At 68.8% G+C, this 17,972-nt stretch carries 16 protein-coding genes; 7 read left to right on the plus strand and 9 right to left on the minus strand.

The window, feature by feature from the left end:
- Together JCR33_RS01925 and JCR33_RS01930 are read left to right on the plus strand one after the other, a co-directional pair.
- Positions 1 to 816: a phosphodiesterase gene (locus tag JCR33_RS01925; protein ID WP_198880308.1), complete on the plus strand. Its 816-nt coding sequence runs from the start codon at positions 1 to 3 to the stop codon at positions 814 to 816.
- 119 nt (positions 817 to 935) lie between these two features.
- Complete coding sequence (locus JCR33_RS01930) at positions 936 to 1,796, plus strand: formate dehydrogenase accessory sulfurtransferase FdhD (protein ID WP_198880309.1); 861 nt, start codon at positions 936 to 938, stop codon at positions 1,794 to 1,796.
- Positions 1,797 to 1,821: 25 nt separating this feature from the next.
- Here the strand turns inward: JCR33_RS01930 and JCR33_RS01935 are convergent, their stop codons facing one another.
- From JCR33_RS01935 to JCR33_RS01975, 9 genes are all read right to left on the minus strand, one after another.
- The gene (locus JCR33_RS01935; RefSeq protein WP_198880310.1) at positions 1,822 to 2,823 is read right to left on the minus strand and encodes an Ldh family oxidoreductase; all 1,002 of its coding nucleotides are present in this window, start codon (positions 2,821 to 2,823) and stop codon (positions 1,822 to 1,824) included.
- 12 nt (positions 2,824 to 2,835) lie between these two features.
- The gene (locus JCR33_RS01940; RefSeq protein WP_198880311.1) at positions 2,836 to 3,504 is read right to left on the minus strand and encodes a DUF3726 domain-containing protein; all 669 of its coding nucleotides are present in this window, start codon (positions 3,502 to 3,504) and stop codon (positions 2,836 to 2,838) included.
- On the minus strand, positions 3,501 to 5,105 hold the full coding sequence (locus JCR33_RS01945) for a hypothetical protein (RefSeq protein ID WP_232372061.1): 1,605 nt from the start codon (positions 5,103 to 5,105) through the stop codon (positions 3,501 to 3,503). Before JCR33_RS01945 ends, JCR33_RS01940 begins: the two co-directional genes overlap by 4 nt.
- A gap of 91 nt (positions 5,106 to 5,196) precedes the next feature.
- Positions 5,197 to 6,198: a membrane dipeptidase gene (locus JCR33_RS01950; protein WP_198880312.1), complete on the minus strand. Its 1,002-nt coding sequence runs from the start codon at positions 6,196 to 6,198 to the stop codon at positions 5,197 to 5,199.
- A 77-nt stretch (positions 6,199 to 6,275) separates the two neighbouring features.
- Positions 6,276 to 7,400, minus strand: coding sequence for a class I SAM-dependent methyltransferase (locus JCR33_RS01955; RefSeq protein WP_198880313.1), 1,125 nt, complete (start codon positions 7,398 to 7,400; stop codon positions 6,276 to 6,278).
- 82 nt (positions 7,401 to 7,482) lie between these two features.
- Positions 7,483 to 8,571, minus strand: coding sequence for a TRAP transporter substrate-binding protein (locus JCR33_RS01960; RefSeq protein ID WP_198880553.1), 1,089 nt, complete (start codon positions 8,569 to 8,571; stop codon positions 7,483 to 7,485).
- Positions 8,572 to 8,656: 85 nt separating this feature from the next.
- Positions 8,657 to 10,048, minus strand: coding sequence for a TRAP transporter large permease (locus JCR33_RS01965; RefSeq protein ID WP_198880314.1), 1,392 nt, complete (start codon positions 10,046 to 10,048; stop codon positions 8,657 to 8,659).
- Complete coding sequence (locus JCR33_RS01970) at positions 10,045 to 10,581, minus strand: TRAP transporter small permease subunit (RefSeq protein ID WP_332461106.1); 537 nt, start codon at positions 10,579 to 10,581, stop codon at positions 10,045 to 10,047. The genes JCR33_RS01965 and JCR33_RS01970 overlap by 4 nt, the downstream gene beginning before the upstream one ends.
- Positions 10,582 to 11,079: 498 nt before the next feature.
- Positions 11,080 to 12,009 carry a LysR family transcriptional regulator gene (locus JCR33_RS01975; RefSeq protein WP_198880316.1) on the minus strand — a complete coding sequence of 310 codons (930 nt, stop codon included), beginning with the start codon at positions 12,007 to 12,009 and terminating at the stop codon, positions 11,080 to 11,082.
- A gap of 183 nt (positions 12,010 to 12,192) precedes the next feature.
- On the opposite strand from JCR33_RS01975, the gene JCR33_RS01980 reads away from it, so the two are divergent.
- From JCR33_RS01980 to JCR33_RS02000, 5 genes are read left to right on the plus strand one after another with little or no spacing between them, the layout of a single operon-like run.
- Positions 12,193 to 12,984 (plus strand): SDR family NAD(P)-dependent oxidoreductase, encoded by a 792-nt coding sequence (locus tag JCR33_RS01980; protein WP_198880317.1) that lies wholly within the window; start codon positions 12,193 to 12,195, stop codon positions 12,982 to 12,984.
- On the plus strand, positions 12,981 to 14,447 hold the full coding sequence (gene allB, locus JCR33_RS01985; RefSeq protein WP_198880318.1) for an allantoinase AllB: 1,467 nt from the start codon (positions 12,981 to 12,983) through the stop codon (positions 14,445 to 14,447). Before JCR33_RS01980 ends, allB begins: the two co-directional genes overlap by 4 nt.
- 37 nt (positions 14,448 to 14,484) lie before the next feature.
- Entirely contained in the window at positions 14,485 to 15,813 is a 1,329-nt protein-coding gene (proS, locus tag JCR33_RS01990) for a proline--tRNA ligase (protein WP_198880319.1), read from the plus strand.
- A complete protein-coding gene (locus JCR33_RS01995) occupies positions 15,810 to 17,060 on the plus strand; it encodes a lipoprotein-releasing ABC transporter permease subunit (protein ID WP_198880320.1) in 1,251 nt (416 codons plus the stop codon). The genes proS and JCR33_RS01995 overlap by 4 nt, the downstream gene beginning before the upstream one ends.
- A gap of 10 nt (positions 17,061 to 17,070) precedes the next feature.
- Positions 17,071 to 17,763, plus strand: a complete 693-nt coding sequence (locus tag JCR33_RS02000; RefSeq protein ID WP_198880321.1) for an ABC transporter ATP-binding protein — start codon at positions 17,071 to 17,073, stop codon at positions 17,761 to 17,763.
- Positions 17,764 to 17,972: the final 209 nt, after the last annotated feature.

Raw genomic sequence — 17,972 nt, forward strand, 5'->3', positions numbered from 1 at the left:
ATGCCGCTCATCGCTCAACTGACCGACACCCATATCCGTGCGAATGGGGGCCTCGCCTATGGCGAGGTCGACACCACGCGCTTCCTCGCGGCCGCCGTCGCCCACCTCAACGCGCTCGATCCGGCGCCCGACGCGGTGGTGGTCTCCGGCGACCTCGTCGACTACGGCAGCGCAGCCGAATATGCCGACTTCAAGCGCCTCGTCGCGCCGCTGCGGGCGCCTCTATGGGTGATCCCCGGCAACCACGACAGCGCTCTGATCTGGGAGGCGTTTCCCGAGGCGGGCGCGATCCGTGCGGGGGAGGGGCTAGGCTACGAGGTGAGCGTCGGGGGGCTGCGGCTGTTGATGCTCGATTCCACCGTCGCCGGCGCCCCCTACGGGCTCGCGACGGCCGAGCGGTGCGCCTGGCTCGCTGAGGCGCTTCGGCGGGAGGGGCCGGCGCTGCTCTTCCTCCACCATCCGCCCTTTCTCACCGGCATCGAGCACATGGACCGCAACAACTGCCGCGAGGCGGAGCGGCTCGCCGCGACCGTCGAGGGACGCGGGCTGCTCGCAATCGGTTGCGGCCACGTCCACCGCATGGTGAGCGCCACGGTGGGGGGCGTGCGCACGCTGATCGGCCCGTCCCCGGCCCACGCCGTCACGCTGGACGTCCGCCCCGGCGCGCCGGCGACGTTCGAGTTCGAGCCGCCCGCCGTTCTCCTCCATCGCGTTTCCCAGGACGGCGGACGCCTCGCCCACGTCACCCATCTCTCCTTCATCGGCGACTACGACGGCCCCTATCCCTTCTTCCGCGGCGACGGCAGCCTCGTTTGACACGCCGTCGACGGGTAGCCACGCGGGGCGGCCGTGTGGCGGTTGCCGGGGTGTGCGATTCGTCGTTCAATCGCCGAAGAAGAGCCGCCGCGGGCCCGGGTTCCGCGGAACCGAGGGGAGTGAAGCATGACGACCGCAGCCGAACGGGCAGCGGCGACGCGCGTTGCCGCCATCCGGCCCTCGGCGGTCCGCTGAGCGCCGTGGCGACATCGCACCTTTCCGTGCGCTTCGAGGAGCGCTTCGCGGACGGGCGGTCCGCCGTCCCGCGGTCGCGGGAGGTTCCGGCCGAGACCCCCGTCGCCATCGAGTTCGACGGGATCGGCTACGCGGTGATGATGGCGACGCCCGTCGACCTTGCCGACTTCGTCACCGGATTTGCCATTGCCGAGCGACTTCTGGAGCTGGGCTCGCCGCCGCCGGAGGTGAGCCTTCACGACGTCGCGGGTGGGGTGATCGCGCGGGCGCAGCTTCCCGATGCGGGACGGGCGCGGGTGTTCGAGCGGGCCCGCCGCCGCGTCGCCGAGTCGAGTTGCGGCCTCTGCGGCCTCGAAAATCTGGAGGAGGTGCTGCGCCCGCTGCCGCCCGTCGCCGCGCCCCTGTCGCTCGCCGATGCGGCGATCTTTGCCGCCGGCGCCGCCTTGAACGGGGCGACGCCCTTGGGGGCGGCGACCTCGGCGGTCCATGCCGCGGCGATCTGCCGGCCGGACGGAACGCTGCTCTTCGTGCGCGAGGACGTCGGCCGGCACAACGCGCTCGACAAGGCGATCGGCGCCTTCGTGCGCGCCGGTGGCGAGGGGGATGTGTTCGCCTTCGTTTCCTCGCGCTGCAGCTACGAGTTGGTGGAGAAAGCGGTGATGGCGGGGCTCGGCGCTCTGGTGACGATCTCGGCGCCGACGAGCCTCGCCATCGACCGCGCCAAGAGGGCGGGCCTGCCGCTCTACGTGCTCGCCCGCGCTGATTCGGTGCTCGCGGTCGGCTGACGCCGCCCGTCGGCGGCGCCGGGCCTCAGTTGCGGATGGCTTCGAGCTGGGAGGCCTTCACCCGCACGCCCTCGGCGTCGGACTTCGCGCGGGCGGCGAGGCGGCGCGCGCCCGGCAGGCGGGCGTCTCCGGCGCCTTCAATCGCGGCGGAGAGCGCTTCCATGCGCTGCGAGAAGGCGCCGCCCGACGGCGTGTCGGTATCGAAGGCGAGGAAGAACTGGCCCGTCTTGGGCGGACCGCCGGCGGTGCCGGAGAACGGGGAGGCGTCGATCCCGAGAGTGGCCCCGCTGAGGGCCGCCGCCATGATCTCGGTGAAGAGGCCGATGCCGAAGCCCTTGTAGCCCCCGGCGGGCGCCATCGAGCCTTTGAGGCCCACGGCGGGATCGGTGGTCGGCTCGCCGTCGGGCCCGAGCGCCCAGCCTTCTGGGATCGCCTCGCCCTCGCGCGCGCGCTTCATCACCTCCGACTTCGCCACCACGCTGGCGCTCTGGTCGATGAGGAGGCTCGCCCCGCGCTTGCCGCTGGGCACCGCGACGGAGAACGGGTTGGTGCCGATCACCGGCCGTTTGCCGCCGACGGGGGCGATCGAGGCGGGCGCGTTGGTGAAGCCGATGCCGAGGAGGCCCTCGACGGCGATCGCCTCGGTGTGGAAGCCCAGAACGCCGCAATTATAGGAGTTGCGCACGGCCATCGCGGCGACGCCGTTCGTCCGGGCGGCGGCGACGAGGGCGGGAAAGCCGGCCGCGATCGCGGGATGGGCGAAGCCCGTCGCCGCATCGACGACGACGGTGCCGGGCTTCGGCGTCGTCACCACCGGTATCGCCTTGCCGTCCACCTTGCCGCAGCGCACGTGCTCCATGTAGGTCGGCAGATACATCAGCCCGTGACTCGGGATGCCATCGCGCTCGGCGGCGGCGATGGCGCGGGCGAGCGGCGCCGCATTCTGAGGCAGGGTGCCGGCGGCGACCAGCATCTCTTCCGCGAACGCCTCGATCTCGGTGGGCGTCATCACCACGGTGTCGGACATTGTGGGCCTTTTCTAGTCGTTGTCGCTGGTGCCGGCACCGGCGCCGGCGCGGCGGGAGTGCTCCGTGGCGGGCACGTAGGTGCGCGAGGCGAGGCGGTCGAGCGCCTGCCAGGTGGCGATGCCGACGGTGCGCGATGCCGTCGGGGAGGGGCTGGAGCCGGGCTCCGTCTCGGCGCCACGCAGCACCCGCAGCGCCGCGACCTCGTTCCGGCTCAGATGGCCGAGAAGTTCGCTCGCCGGAAAGGGGGACACGGCGTAAGGCCGCATGCCGACGGCGAGCGACATCGGCGTCCCCGTCACTGCGGCGATGTCGATGAGGAAGGGCAGGAGGAGGAGGGGCGAGACGACCGGCTGCATGGCGTAGATGGCCCCCGAAGCGAGAAGGGTCGCCCGATCGGAGAGGGCGGCGCCGGCGCTGATGGGGCAGAGGCGGCCGCAGCGGCTCGTCAGCGCGCCGCCGGTCTCCTCGGCGTGGAAGCGGTCGATGATCCCGTCCATCGCCTGCAGGGCGGCGAGGAGGGATTCGGGGCCGGGGAGGTTCAAGGCGGTGAGGGCGCGGGTCGCCCGGCTCGCCTCTTCGGCAAAGCCCCAGGGCATGCCGATGCCCCGGGCGGCCTTCCGCGCCGTCGCCCCTATCTCGCTGAGGGACAGGGTGATGGTGGGACTGAGCGCGTAGGTCACACCGTCGCCTCCAGATGCTCGTGCGGGAAGGGCGCCTCCTGGAAGAGCGCGATGCGCACCCAGCGGTCGGAGCGCGGATCGAAGCGCGTCGCCCCGAAGAAGGCGAGCTTGGCGCGCAACAGGTCGATGGGCATCATGGTCGAGCTCAGGAGGTTGTCGTGGACCTCGGCGTAGGGATGGCGGGCGCCGATCTGTACCCGCCGCACCACGTGGCGATGCCCCGGCTCGGCCATCAGGAAAGTGGCGAGCGGCTCCTCTGCCGGCCGTTTGGCGAGCGCGGCGGCGAGCGCGGCGACGTCGCGGCCGACGCCGAGCGGATCCTCGCGCTCCGCCCCGTCCTCCTCGTGGCGCTCGCCGAGGCGCGGCTCCAGCTTTTCTTCCGACACGTACCAGAAGCGGGCCGACTCCTCGCGGCTCGCATAGTCCGGCGCCAGCGCCCAGCGATAGGGGCCGGCGAGGAGATCGCGCAGCGCGCCGACGGTCATCGCCCCATCGATGCGGAAGTGGGCGCCCTCGTCGGCGTCCATCGTCTCGCAGAGCGCGTCGACGACGTCGCCGTGAGGTTCCAGGAGAAGGGCGAGCAGCGCCTCCTGCCCCTCCAGCGACAGCGTCGCCTCGCCCCACCGCCACAACGCGTCCCACGGCGAGGGGGCGCAGAGATGGGCGTCGGCGCTCGCTTCGACGAGGGCGAGGTCGTGGCGCAGGTCGGCGAGCTTTTCGATCTGCAGCGGGTGATCGGAGCGCCAGGCGGCGGCGTTCGCGCGGGCGGCGGCGAGGGCGTCGGCGAAGGCTGCGCGCGCTCGCGGCGTCGCGTCCGGCAGCGCGCGCACGGCGGCGAGGGCCTTCTCGCGCGCCATCACCCAGTTGTTGAGGAGGACGGGATGGTTGACGAGGAAGGGCGCCATCCCGAGCCCGGTCGAGTTGCCGACGCCGAACCGGCGGCGCATTGCCGGGTCGAGCGGCACCGCCCGATCGCCGCCGCGCACCGCCGCGAGGTGCTCCACGAGGTCGACGGTGAAGGCCCGGATCAGCCACACCGTCAGCATCTCGGCCTGGAAGGGGCCCTTGAGCTCGGCCCGGTCGGCGATGAGGGCGCGGTCGGCGGCGCCGAACTTGCCGGAGCCGTAGACCGCGGTGGTGCGCATCAGGTAGCCGACCGGAGCGACTTCGGCGGGATCGGGCTGACGACCGGCCGCAAGGCTCTCCACCACGTGCTCGAAGAGGCGCACGGAGCGGTTGGCGCGGGCGAGCGTCAATTCTCGCGGGCTGATCCTGCCGGCCTCCTGCAACGGGACGTTCGCCTCGAGGCGGTCGAGGTCCTCGGCGCTCGGAACCCCGTCGTGCAGGGCGAAGGTGGCGTCCCAGCGCGTCGCGATCACGCGGTCGGAGCGCAGATGGTCCGGCAGGTCGTGGGCGAAGGCGACCAGCGAATAGGTCCGCTCCGGCCCGCGGACGGTGTAGACGGCGCGGCCGACGCCCCTGTCGTCGAGCTGAAAGAGCGGGCGGTCGAAGGTCCATCCCTCCCGCTGCAGCCGACGCAGCATCGCATAGAGGAAGGAGAGGCGGGTCGGATGGGACGAGCCGAGGCGCGCGAGACGCATGACGCACTCGGGATCGCGGAGGGCGACGGGGGCGGAGGCGGACATAGCGATGGCCGGCGGAGCGACGGGCGTGGTGGTGGGAGACGCGGGCTCAATCGTCATAAGCGCGGGGCGGACCTTCCGGCATGGGGCCGAAGCTGAGATCGAAGAAGCGTAGCCAGTTCTCGCCCATGATCTTGGCAACATCTTGGGCGTCGAAGCCCACTGCGGCGAGACCGCTTGAGATATTAGCGAAATCCCGATTGTCGTGGAAGAAGTGAGGCATCGGCGGAAAACCGGGCGCGTTCGGCGAGCCTTCGCCGTAGTCGACCGCCTTGGTCCACCGGCCGACCCGCATCCATTCCACCACGCTGTCGGGCTGACCCTGGCAGAGGTCCGAGCCGATGCCGATATTGTCGACCGACATCAGCTCGGCGGTGCGGGCGACCATCGTGCAGAAGCTCTCCAGAGTGCAGCCGGACTTGCCCTCGAGGTGATGGGGGTAGAGCGAGAAACCCAGCATGCCCCCGGTCTCGGCGAGGGCGGTGAGCACGGTGTCGGACTTGTTGCGCAGCGCGGGATGCCAGCTCGCGGGATTGGCGTGGGTGATCGCGATGGGGCGGGCGGAATATTCGATCGCCTCCAGCGTCGAGCGCTCGGCGGAGTGGCTCATGTCGATCACCATGCCCACCCGGTTCATCTCGGCGATCACCTGCCGGCCCATGCGGGTGATGCCGGGATCCTCGGCCTCGTAGCAGCCGGTCGCGAGCAGCGACTGGTTGTTGTAGCTGAGCTGCATGAAGCGGGCGCCGAGCGTGTGGCTCACCTCCACGAGGCCGATATCGTCCTCGATCGGCGAGGGGTTCTGGAAGCCGAAGATGATGGCGGTGCGGCCGGTCTGCTTGGCGCGGCGCACGTCGGCCCCGCAGCGGGCCTGCATGATGAGATGCGGATAGCGCTCGAACCAGCGGTTCCAGCGCTCGATGTTGGCGACCGTCTCGCGGAAGGTCTCGTGGTAGGCGATCGTGACGTGGACGGCGTCGACGCCGCCCTCACGCATCTGTTGGAAGATCGCATCCGACCAGTTCGCGTACTGGAGACCGTCGATAATCATCGGCCTCTTCGCTCGAATTGCTCGGTTCGGTTCATGGTCGCCCGGCCGTCGTCATCGTCGTGTCCGCGACCACGATATCAGGCTACTTTCTCCATCACCACGACGATGTGAACGTAGTCCATCGCGTGGCCGGCGGGAGCCTCGGCCACGAGGTCCTCGTAGCTCTGGAAAAACTCGTCGACGAGCGCGGCGGCCTCGGCCGGATCGCGGTCGGAGAGGGCGGAGGAGAACACCGTTTCCGACCACGAGCGCATGGTGGGAATGAGCGTCTTGGCGAAGGTGCGCGGGTCCATCGCGCCGTTCGCCTCGGCGAAGTGCTGCTCGTAGGGGCAGCGGGTGTAGGTGGAGAAGCTGTCGACGAGGCGGAGGCCGGCCTTATGGACCGCCGACGTCTCGTCGAGGAGCGGGGCGGCGAACTCCGCCTGCGTGCGGTAATATTGGACGAACGTGGCGCGGTCGTACTCGTCCTTTGTGATCTTGCCGGCATCGCGCAGGCGCGCCCACAGCCGGTCGAAGATGTCGAACATGTGCTGGCCGCCGGTGTTGCCGAGATAGCGGCCCTCCTCGTCGATGCCGAAGTTGAGGCACACGAAGCGCCCGCCGGGCTTCAGCTCGCGCGCGCGGGCGAGGAGGATGCGCTCCCAGTCGGCCTTGGCCTGCGCGGCGAACTGGGCGTGCTCCGCCTCCCCGGCGCTCGCCGAATGGCAGTGGGTGGTGATCTCGCAGGGCTTTTCCGACAGGTAGTGCATCGCCGTCGCCGAGAAGCCGAAGTCGAGCGTTCCTTCGGGGAAGAGCTGGTAGTGGAAGCCGGTGCCGCAGCCGTAGACGAACACGCCCTCGAGGTTCTTCTGGTAGGCGATCGACGGGTCGCCGGCGAGCCCCTGCATGGAGCGGAAGAGCTGGGAGAAGTCGTTGGAGGCGAGGTCGGTGTAGGTGATGGCGATCTGCCGCTTGTCGCCGCTGGCGCGCAGATAGGAGAAGGCGTTCGACCACATCTCCTGGCTGGTCCCGCCGTCGGCGCAGCCGAAATCGGCGACGCGCAGCACGCCTTCGCTCTTCGGATCGACCTTGAGGCCTTCCTTCACGAGCGGCAGGGCGTTGTTGATGACGAGCTTCGCACCCTGGGTGCGCTCGGTGTAGTAGCCTCCCCCCCGCATCGACAGAACACCCTGCATGTTGAGGTTCCGGGGGGCGGCGGTCATGGCATCGGTCCTTGTTGGTCGTCTGGCAGGGCGGCGCGGGGCCGGGAGGATGGCGGGGACCCGAGGCCCCCGCCGGGATCCGCTAGAGCATCGGGCGGACGTTGATGTAGGAGGCCTCGGAGATCACCGTGTACGGGCGCACCATCTTGGAGAAGGTCATGATGGAATCATACACCTTCTGCGCCAACGGGTCCTGCGTCGCGACGTTCTCGACGACACCCTTCGCGGCTTCGGCGAGCGCGCTCAGCGTCTCGTCGGAGAGGGTGCGGACCTCGACGCCTTCGGTCGCCTTGATCTGCACGAGCGCCTGGGCGTTCTTGGCCACGAACTCGTTGAGCATGATCTGGTTCGCCATCCAGTTGGCGCCCCGGATGATCTCCTTGAGATCGTCGTCCAGAGAGTCCCACTTCGCCATGTTGACGAAGCAGTCGATCAGGCCGCAGGGCTCCATCCAGCCCGGCCAGTAGTAGTACTTCGCCACCTTGTGGAGGCCGAAGGCCATGTCGTTCATCGGGCCGACGAAGTCGGCACCGTCGATGGCGCCGGACTGGAGCGCCTGCGGCACCTCGCCGAGCGGCATCTGCACCGGGGTGGCGCCGACCTCGCTGAGCACCTTCGCGGCGAGACCGCCGGAGCGCACCTTGAGGCCCTGATAGTCGGCGATCGAGTTGAGCTCCTTGTTGAACCAGCCCGACCCCTGCACCGAGGTGTTGCCCGAGGGGAAGAACTTCACGCCGAGCTGGGAATAGAGCTCGTCGGCGAGCTCCAGTCCGCCGCCGTAGGACAGCCACGCGTTCTGCTCCTGCGTGGTCATGCCGAACGGCATCGGGGTGAAGAACTGCATCGCCGGGTGCTTGCCCGCCCAGTAGGCCGGGTAGCCGTGGCCCATGTCGAGGGTGCCGTCGGCCACCGCGTCGAGCACCTGGAAGGGCGGGACGATCTCGCCGGCCGCGTAGAGGCGGACCGAGAGGCGACCGCCGGAGGCCTTGGTGATGTGATCGGCGACGATCTGCGCGCCGGTCGAAAGCAGCGGCGAGTTCTTTGCCCAGGTCATCTGCATGCGCCACTGCATGGCGCCCTGCGCGATGGCGGGGGCGGCGAGGCCGGTCGAGGCCGCGGCCCCGGCCACGACGCCAGCGCCGGATCGTTTAATGAACTGTCTGCGGTCCATGATCTTCGCTCTCTCCTTTCCGTCATTTTCGGCCCGGACTGTCCGGTGGCCGGTGTTTGCGACGCGCCGGGGCGCGCCGCGGATGTCAAAGTCCGAGCGCCGTCGGCAGCCAGCTGACGAGGCCCGGGAAGATCCACAGGATGCCGACGCCGGCGAGCTGGATCAGCACGAACGGGGTGACGCCCTTGTAGATGTCGTTGAGAGCCAGCGTGCCCTTGGCGCCGCCCTGCAGGTAGAAGATGCCGAACCCGAAGGGCGGCGTCAGGTAGCTCGTCTGCAGCACCATCGCGACCGCGACGCCGAACCACAGCGGGTCGACGCCTTGCACGATGAGCGCGGGTGCAAAGATCGGGATCACGATGAAGATGATCTCGAAGGTGTCGATCATGAAGCCGAGCAGGAAGATGAGGCCGAGCACGAAGAGCGTCGCCCCGAAGGCGTCGCCGGGGATCGTGCTGAGCAGCGTCGTCACGAGCTCCTCGCCCCCGAGGCCGCGGAACACGAGCGAGAACACCGTCGCGCCGACCAGGATGGCGTAGATCATGAGCGAGATCGACATCGCCGAGCGCGAGGCCTCACCGAGCTTGCGCAATCCGAAGCCGCCCTTGAGGAAGGCGAGGATCATCGCGCCCACGCCGCCGAGGGCGGCCGATTCGGTCGCCGTCGCGAGGCCGGACAGGATCGAGCCGAGCACCACCAGGATGAGGGCGAGCGGCGGCAGCATCGCTCTCAGGATCTTGGTGATGAGCTTGCGATCGTCGTCCGCGGGCTGGTCGACCGGGGGGCAGCTCTTGGGGCTGATGAAGGCGGTCACGAGGATCGCGATGACATAGAAGGCGACGAGCACGAAGCCCGGGATGAGGGCGCCGGCGAAGAGGTCGGTCACCGTCATCGGGTCGTAGAAGAAGTTGCCGAGCTGCAGCTGGGCCTGGGTGTTGGCGTTCTGCAGCGTGGTGCCGAGCAAGATCAGCACCGTCGAGGGCGGGATGAGCTGGGCGAGGGTGCCCGAGGCGCAGATCACGCCGCAGGACAGGGCGGTGTTGTATTGCGCCCGCTGCATCGCCGGCAGGCTGATCAGCGCCATCGTGACGATCGTCGCCCCGACGATGCCGGTGGAGGCGGCGAGGAGCGCCCCGACGATCACCACGGCGATGCCGAGGCCGCCCCGCAGCGAGCCGAAGAGCTGGCCCATCGTCAACAGGAGCTCCTCGGCGATGCGCGATCGCTCGAGCACGGTGCCCATGAACACGAAGAGCGGCACCGCGACGAGCGTCTGGTTGAGCACGATGTCGAGGATGCGCGAGGGGAAGGAGCCGAGGAGCACCATGTCGAAGAGGCCGGTGAAGCTCGCCGCGAAGGCGGTGAGGATCGCCGCGCCGCCGAGGGCGAAGGCCACCGGAAAGCCCGACAGGAGGGCGAGGATCGCCGACCCGAAGAGAACGGATACGAAGACGATCTCGAGCGTTTCGGTGCTCATAGCGGGCGGTCCGCCGGTTCGGTCTCGACCTCGGGACGCGGCTCGGCCGTCCCGCGCAGGACGGCGAGGCTGCGCACCACCGTGACGATGCCCTGGAGGGCGAGAAGCACGCAGAAGACGATGATGCCGGTCTTGATGAGATAGAGGAAGGGCAGGCCGTCGATGGAGGCCGAGCCTTCCATGAGGCGCCAGGAGCGCACGACGCCGGGCCAGGCCGCATGGGCGACGATGACCGTGAACGGCCACAGGAAGATCACCGTGCCGAAGAGGTTCACCACGGCTTTGGCCTTCGGCCCCATGCGGCGGTAGAGGAGGTCGACGCGGACGTGGCCCTCGGTCGCCAGCACCGAGGCGGTGCCGAGCAGGATCACGCCGGCGTTGAGCCAGACGAAGCTCTCGGAGAGCCAGGGGCGACCCAGCGAGAAAGCATAGCGCAGGATCGCGACAGCCGCGCCGAGAACGACGATGACGGGCAGGCACCACTTGAGGATTTCTCCCAAGAGGATGTTCCCGCGGTCGATGAGGTTCGTCACACGATACAAGTTGATGGGCTCTATCGGCAGTTGTTGTCGGGGTGTCGGTGGCGGCCCCGCACCGCGGCGAAGCGGCGCGCGTGGCCTGTGGTGGGCGGACATGACCGGACCCTGTGGGCCGATGGAAGCGCGCCGGCCACGGCCGGCGGATTCAACCGCATGTGGGTACGGCCTTCCATCGTGCTCGAGCCCGGATCTGCGCGATCATCACGGCGTCATCGCCCGTCACATCACGGGCGGCATGCGATCATACGGAACACCCACCCGCAACGCCAAATATCGGGCGAGCGTGCCTCGAATTGCATCTCTTGGTTCATATTGTAGACAGCTCCACGTTCATCGTGTGGGACCGTGCCCGCCGGCGATCTCGATTTGCGTCATCTGCAAGCAAGTTGCGCGCCCACCCGCCGAGTGGTCAAGCGATCCGAGATCGGATTGGAAGTGTTCGAGGAGCGACTTGCGTCTCGCGCATCCGAGACGTTGCGGTGCGCGGGACGCCTAAGCGCCGGGCGCGAGGACCGGTTCGTACGTCGAGAGGCTTCGGGTGATCTGGTCGGCGAAGCGCTGCGCCGCGATCGGCAGGGTGCGCCCCCGCAGCTGGCGAAAGTAGATGTTGCCGGCGTCGATGTCGCGCGAATCGACGGGGACCGTCACGATCGGCGAGCCCGCGATGACCGGCGCGCCGATCGGAATCTGAAACGTTAGGTAGTTGTTGCTCGCGACCATCGCCTTCAGGAACTCGAACGAGTTGCACTCGATCTTCGGCATGATCTGCCGGCCGCTCGCCGCGAGGGCGCGGTTCAGGAGGACGCGCCCACCGAACCGCGGATTGGGTAGGGCGAGGGGGTGGGCGAGGCATTCGTCGAGGCGCAGGGTCTTGCGATGGGCGAGGGGGTGCCCGGCCCCCATCACGGCGTAGATGCGCTGGGGCACCGTCACGACCACGTCGACGTCGGGCGGGTTGGAGACGTCGTAGACGAGGGCCATGTCGGCGGTGAAGTCGGCGAGACGGGCGCTGGCGGCGAGGTGGTCGAGCACCTCCACGTTGAAGGTGACGTCCGGGTAGAGCGCTTGATAGGCGACGATCTCGCTGGGCAGAAAGGACGACACCACGGCCTGGCTGCAGGCGATGCTGACGTGACCGCGGCGCATGCCCGAAAGCTCGGCGAGGGAGCCGCGCAGGCGCTCGACCTCGGCGAACTGCTGGCGGATGTGCTGCAGCACCACCTCACCCGCCGGATTGAGGCGCATGCCGTTGGGAAGACGCTCGAATATCGGCTGACCGAGCTCCTCCTCGAGGAGCTGCAGCCGGCGCTGGACGGCCGACGGCGTGATGGACATCAGTTCACCGGCTTTGCGGACGGAGCCGGTGCGAGCGATCTCCTGAACAAGCCGCAGGGTCAGAAGGTGACGCAGGCGTTCGACCATGTCCGATGTCCCCAGTGCTCTATTTTTTCGAGCACCCTACCGCAAAATGAGCACAAGACAGCTGCGACACACCGGTCCATTTCCGAGGGTGCGGTTTGCTGCAACCGCCGTGCGAAGACGAAGAAGAGGGCCGGCCGCGCCGCGATGACTTGCGGCGCCGGGGGCGTGGACACGAGGGTAGCGATGGATCTCGGCTTGAAAGGGCAGGTCGCGCTCATCACTGGGCCGGCGAAGGGGATGGGCGGTGCGATCAGCCGCGCCTTCGCGCGCGAAGGCGCCGACCTCGCCCTCGTCGGCCGGGACGTGGCCGCGATCGAGCCGGTTGCCGGGGAATGCCGACGCACCGGTGTGACGGCCGAGATCTTCCGCTGCGACGTGACCCGGCCCGACGAGGTGGCGCAGACCGTCGCGGCCGTCGTGGAGCGGTTCACCCGCATCGACATTCTCGTCAACGTCGCCGGCGGCTCCGGTCCGATCGGCAAGGCGGGCGAAGCGACCACGCCCGCCGAGTTCGACGCGATCGTCGCCCTCAACATGGGCGGCCCGTTCCTGATGATCCGCGAGGTCGCGCCCATCATGCGGGCGCAGAAGTACGGCAAGATCGTCAACGTGGGCGGCACTTTCGGGCTGCGTGGCAAGGCGGGGCGCCTCGCCTATTCGGGCTCCAAATGGGGCCTGCGGGGACTGACCAAGAGCTTCGCGCTGGAGCTCGGCGCCGACAACATCAACGTCAACACCGTCGCGCCGGGCATGGTGGAGGGGCCGCGCTTTCGCTCCAAGGTCGTGCCGGAGATGGCCGAGCGGCTCGGCATCAGCGTCGAGGCGGCGATCGACCATCATGCCGCCGACTACGCGCTTCGCCGGATCAGCACCGACGAGGACATCGCAGCCGCGACGCTGTTTCTCGCGTCCGACGCGGCACGTCAGATAACCGGGGTCGATCTCCCCGTTGATGGGGGGTGGGCGGCGCTATGAACACCTTTTATGCCGATACCGTTCTCACCGGCGGCACCGTCGTGTCGGACAGGATGTCGATGCGGGCGGACGTCGCGATTCGCGACGGCATCGTGACGGCGGTCGGCGCCCCCGAGACGATGCCGATGGCCGAGGAGCGGGTGGACGTTTCGGGCCTCTATCTCATTCCGGGGGCGATCGACGTCCACGTCCACTTCCGCGAGCCGGGCTACACCCACAAGGAGGACTGGGAGACCGGCTCGGCGGCTGCCGCGATGGGTGGCGTCACCACGATCTTCGAGATGCCGAACACCGATCCGCCGACGCGCTCGATCGTCGAGCTGCGCGGCAAGCTCGCCTGCGCGCGCAAGTCCTACGTGGATTTCGGCATCTACGGGCTGCTGGCCGAGGACAATCTCGACGAGATCCCCGGCCTGATCGACGGCGGCGTCGCGGCCTTCAAATGCTTCATGGGCAACACGTTCGGCGATCTGCCGTCACCCTCGACGGGGGCGATGCTGGAGGGGTTTCAGATCATCGCCCGCTCGGGGCTCAGGATCTCGCTCCACGCCGAGACGGCCTCGATCATGGCGCGGCGTCAGGCGCAGCTCGAGGAGGCGGGCCTGTGCGCGCCGACGGACCACATCGCCTCGCGGCCGGACGTGGTGGCGGTCGAGGCGGTCGGCCGGGCCGCCGCGCTCGCCCAGTGGGCCGGCGCGCGTATCCACATCCTGCACATCTCGTCGGCCGCCGAGCTGGTGCCGCTGATGCAGGCGCGGGCGCGCGGCGTCGACGTCACGGGCGAGACCTGCCCGCACTATCTGCTGCTCGACCGCAGCGACTATGCGCGGGTCGGCAGCGTCATCCGCGTCAATCCGCCGGTGCGTGAGCGGCGCGATGCGGCGGCGCTGTGGGACGCGCTCGACGCCGGCATGATCGACATGATCGCCACCGACCACGCTCCGCACACGCCCGAGGAGAAGCGGCAGTCGAACATCTGGCGAGCCGATTGCGGCTTCCCGGGCGTCGAGACCCAGATGCCGCTGATGCTGACCGAGGTGGCCAAGGGGCGCATGACGCTGGAGCGCTACGTGGCGATCTCCTCGGCGGTCCCGGCGCGCAAGTTCGGCCTGTGGCCGGCGAAGGGCCGCATCGCGGTGGGGGCCGACGCCGACATCGCCGTGATCGATCCGACCCGTCGCGAGACGATCGAGGCGCGCCGCCTCCATTCGCGCGGCAAGATCACCCCGTTCGAGGGGCGGCAGACGGTGGGTGCGCCGGTGCACACGCTGGTGCGCGGCGCCTTCGTCCAGCGCGACCGCCAGCTTGTTGCCGAACGGCGGGGGCACGGCCTGTCGGTGAGCCGCATCCAGCGCATGCCCGATCCGATGCCGCGCAACGACGACCAGGCGATCGACACGATCATCGCCATGGCGCAGCGGGAGGCCGAAAGCGTGCCCGTCGCATTGACCACGTCGGCCTAGAGGGTCCAATACGCGGGTCCTTTGCAGCGAGCCCGAAATGCGCCTCTCCCGTACCTTCCTGCCCCTTCTGAAAGAGACGCCGAAGGAGGCGGAAATCGTCTCCCACCGGCTGATGCTACGGGCAGGCATGATCCGCCAGCAGTCGGCGGGCATCTACTCCTGGCTGCCGATGGGCATGACGGTGCTCACCAAGATCGCCGACATCGTGCGCGAGGAGCAGAACCGGGCGGGGGCGCAGGAGATCCTGATGCCGACGATCCAGTCGGCGGATCTCTGGCGCGAGTCGGGCCGCTACGACGCCTACGGTCCGGAGATGTTGCGCATCGTCGACCGGCACCAGCGCGACATGCTCTACGGCCCCACCAACGAGGAGATGGTGACGGACATCTTCCGCACCCATGTCCGCTCCTATCGGGCGCTGCCGATGAACCTCTACCACATCCAGTGGAAGTTCCGTGACGAGGTGCGCCCCCGCTTCGGCGTGATGCGCGGTCGCGAATTCTTGATGAAGGACGCCTATTCGTTCGACGTCGACAAGGAGGCGGCGCGCCACTCCTATCAGCGCATGTTCGTCGCCTATCTGCGCACCTTCCACCGCCTCGGGTTGACGGCGATCCCCATGCGGGCCGACACCGGCCCCATCGGCGGCGACCTCAGCCACGAGTTCATCATCCTCGCCTCCACCGGCGAGAGCCAGGTCTATTGCCACAAGGACATGCTTGAGAAGGCGGTGCCCCCCGCCGATCTCGACTTCATGTCCGACCTCACCCCCATCGTCGACGACTGGACGAGCCTTTACGCCGCCACCGACGAGATGCACGACGAGGCCGCCTTCGCCGCGATCCCCGCCGACAAGCAGGTGGAGGCGCGCGGCATCGAGGTGGGGCACATCTTCTATTTCGGCACCAAATATTCGGCGCCGATGGGGGCGAACGTCGCCGGACCCGACGGCAGCGAGGCGCCGGTGCACATGGGCTCCTACGGCGTCGGCGTGTCGCGTCTCGTGGGTGCCGTCATCGAGGCGTGCCACGACGAGGCGGGCATCATCTGGCCCGAGTCCATCGCGCCGTGGGACATCGCCCTCGTCAATCTGAAGCCCGGCGACGCGGCGACCGATGCGATGGTCGATCGCCTGGAGGCGCTCTTCGAGTCGCTCGGCAAGACCGTGCTCGTCGACGACACCGACCAGCGTCCCGGTGCGAAGTTCGCCGCCATGGACCTCATCGGCCTGCCTTGGCAGGTCATCGTCGGCCCGCGCGGGGCGAAGAGCGGCGAGGTGGAGGTGAAGCGGCGCGCGACGGGTGAGCGCCACACGATGCCGGAGGAGAACCTCATCCCCTTCCTCGCCGAGAACAGCCTCTCGTGAGGCCGTTCGGCGCGCTCGAGTGGGCCATCGCCCTGCGCTATCTGCGCTCGCGGCGGCGTGAGGCCTTCATCTCGGTGATCTCCACGCTCTCCCTCATCGGGATCGCGCTGGGGGTCGCGACGCTCATCATCGTCATGGCGGTGATGAACGGCTTCCGCGCCGAGCTGTTCAACAAGATCCTCGGCGTCTCCGGTCACGTGCTCCTGCAGCCGCTCGACGGGCCGCTCACCGACTATCGCGAGGTGGCAAAGCGCATCGACGCCATCGACGGGGTGGTGCGGGCGATCCCGTTCGTGGAGGGCCAGGTGCTGGTGTCGGGACCGGCGAATGCCGGCGGCGCGCTGGTGCGCGGCCTCACCAAGGAGGATTTCGACCGGCTGGACTTCGTGTCCGACCGTCTCCTCCTCGGTTCCGACGAGGAGTTCGGCACGCAGAAGGGGGCGATCATCGGCTCGCGTCTGGCGCGGGCGCTCGGGGTGACGATCGGCGACACGATCCAGCTCATCAGCCCCAAGGGGGCGGTGACGCCGTTCGGGGTGACGCCGCGCATCGATTCCTACCCCGTGCAGGCGATCTTCGAGATCGGCATGTCGGAGTACGATTCCACCTTCATCTACATCCCGCTGGAGCGCGCCCAACTCTACTTCAACCAGGAAGGCACGGTGACGGCCATCGAGGTCTACGCCGAGGATCCCGACGACATGGACGCCCTGCGCCAGAAGATCATCGACGCGGCGGAGCGGCCGCTGTTCATCGTCGACTGGCGCCAGCGCAACCAGACCTTCTTCTCGGCGCTCGTGGTGGAGCGGAACGTGATGTTCATCATCTTGACGCTGATCATCCTCGTCGCCGCGCTCAACGTCGTGTCGGGCATGACGATGCTCGTGAAGGAGAAGACGCGGGACATCGCGATCCTGCGCACCATCGGGGCGACGCGGGGCTCGGTGCTGCGGGTGTTCCTGATCGTGGGGCTGTCCATCGGCGTGGTGGGCACGCTGATCGGGCTCGTGCTCGGCACCCTCATCGCGCTCAACATCGAGGCGATCCGGCAGGGGATCTCCTCGCTGCTGTCGATGGAGCTGTTCTCGCCCGAGCTCTACTTCCTGAGCCGGATGCCGGCGGACATGGATTCGGTGGAGACCACCGCCGTGGTGGTCATGGCGCTCTTGTTGTCGCTCCTCGCCACCATCTATCCGGCGTGGAAGGCGGCGAAGACCGACCCCGTCGTCTCGCTGAAGGCCGAGTGAAGGCAGGGTGATGGCAGACCCTCTCGTTCTCGCCGACGTGGTGCGCACCTTCGACGACGGCACCGCCGAGGTGAAGGTGCTGACCGGGGCGAACCTCACCGTGCGGGAAGGCGAGCTCGTCGCCCTCGTCGCGCCGTCGGGGGCCGGCAAGTCGACGCTCCTGCAGATCGCCGGGCTTCTGGAGCATCCGGATGCCGGGCGGGTGATGATCGGCGGCACCGACGCGGGCCGCCTCAGCGACAAGGACCGCACGGCGCTGCGGCGCGATCGGATCGGCTTCATCTACCAGTTCCACCACCTGATGGGCGACTTCTCGGCGCGGGAGAACGTCGCGCTGCCGCAGCGCCTCGCCGGCCGCTCGGCGCGGGCGGCGCTCGCGCGGGCCGACGAGCTCCTCGACCGGCTCGGCCTCAAGGATCGGCGCAAGCATCGGCCGGCGGAGCTGTCGGGCGGCGAGAGGCAACGCGTCGCCATCGCGCGGGCGGTCGCCAACGAGCCGCGCGTTCTCCTCGCCGACGAGCCGACCGGCAACCTCGATCAGCGGACGGCGGGCGCCGTTCGCGACGCGTTCCTAACCCTCAGCCGCGACACGGGCCTCGCCGCCCTGGTCGCGACCCACAACCAGACGCTGGCCGGAGAGCTCGACCGCACGGTGACGCTGAAGCAGGGAAAGATTGTCTCGACCGAGGAGGTGAATCGGTAACCATACGCCGATTCGCTGTTCCGTACGCTTGATGTTCTCAGAACATTCTCGTACCTTCCGTTCCAGAACATGGAGGGTTAGTCATGCGTCGGTTTCTCATGGATTGCGGAGCGTTGGTGTCGTGCGTGTCGTTCGCTTCAGCGCTCTATCTGTGGATGGGCTACCTTCAGGGGTCGATCTGACCTGCGCGCCGCAGCGCCGTTTCGCTA

It is taken from the genome of Acuticoccus mangrovi, from assembly GCF_016411865.1.
Classification (GTDB): Bacteria; Pseudomonadota; Alphaproteobacteria; order Rhizobiales; family Amorphaceae; genus Acuticoccus; species Acuticoccus mangrovi.

Excerpts from the sequence above, each read along its gene's own strand:
- JCR33_RS01975 (WP_198880316.1), bottom strand. The coding sequence starts at position 12,009 with ATGGTCGAACGCCTGCGTCACCTTCTGACCCTGCGGCTTGTTCAGGAG.
- JCR33_RS01945 (WP_232372061.1), bottom strand. The coding sequence starts at position 5,105 with ATGCGTCTCGCGCGCCTCGGCTCGTCCCATCCGACCCGCCTCTCCTTC.
- JCR33_RS01935 (WP_198880310.1), bottom strand. The coding sequence starts at position 2,823 with ATGTCCGACACCGTGGTGATGACGCCCACCGAGATCGAGGCGTTCGCG.
- allB (WP_198880318.1), top strand. The coding sequence starts at position 12,981 with ATGAACACCTTTTATGCCGATACCGTTCTCACCGGCGGCACCGTCGTG.
- JCR33_RS01925 (WP_198880308.1), top strand. The coding sequence starts at position 1 with ATGCCGCTCATCGCTCAACTGACCGACACCCATATCCGTGCGAATGGG.
- JCR33_RS01965 (WP_198880314.1), bottom strand. The coding sequence starts at position 10,048 with ATGAGCACCGAAACGCTCGAGATCGTCTTCGTATCCGTTCTCTTCGGG.
- JCR33_RS01955 (WP_198880313.1), bottom strand. The coding sequence starts at position 7,400 with ATGACCGCCGCCCCCCGGAACCTCAACATGCAGGGTGTTCTGTCGATG.
- JCR33_RS02000 (WP_198880321.1), top strand. The coding sequence starts at position 17,071 with ATGGCAGACCCTCTCGTTCTCGCCGACGTGGTGCGCACCTTCGACGAC.
- JCR33_RS01980 (WP_198880317.1), top strand. The coding sequence starts at position 12,193 with ATGGATCTCGGCTTGAAAGGGCAGGTCGCGCTCATCACTGGGCCGGCG.
- proS (WP_198880319.1), top strand. The coding sequence starts at position 14,485 with ATGCGCCTCTCCCGTACCTTCCTGCCCCTTCTGAAAGAGACGCCGAAG.
- JCR33_RS01960 (WP_198880553.1), bottom strand. The coding sequence starts at position 8,571 with ATGGACCGCAGACAGTTCATTAAACGATCCGGCGCTGGCGTCGTGGCC.
- JCR33_RS01950 (WP_198880312.1), bottom strand. The coding sequence starts at position 6,198 with ATGATTATCGACGGTCTCCAGTACGCGAACTGGTCGGATGCGATCTTC.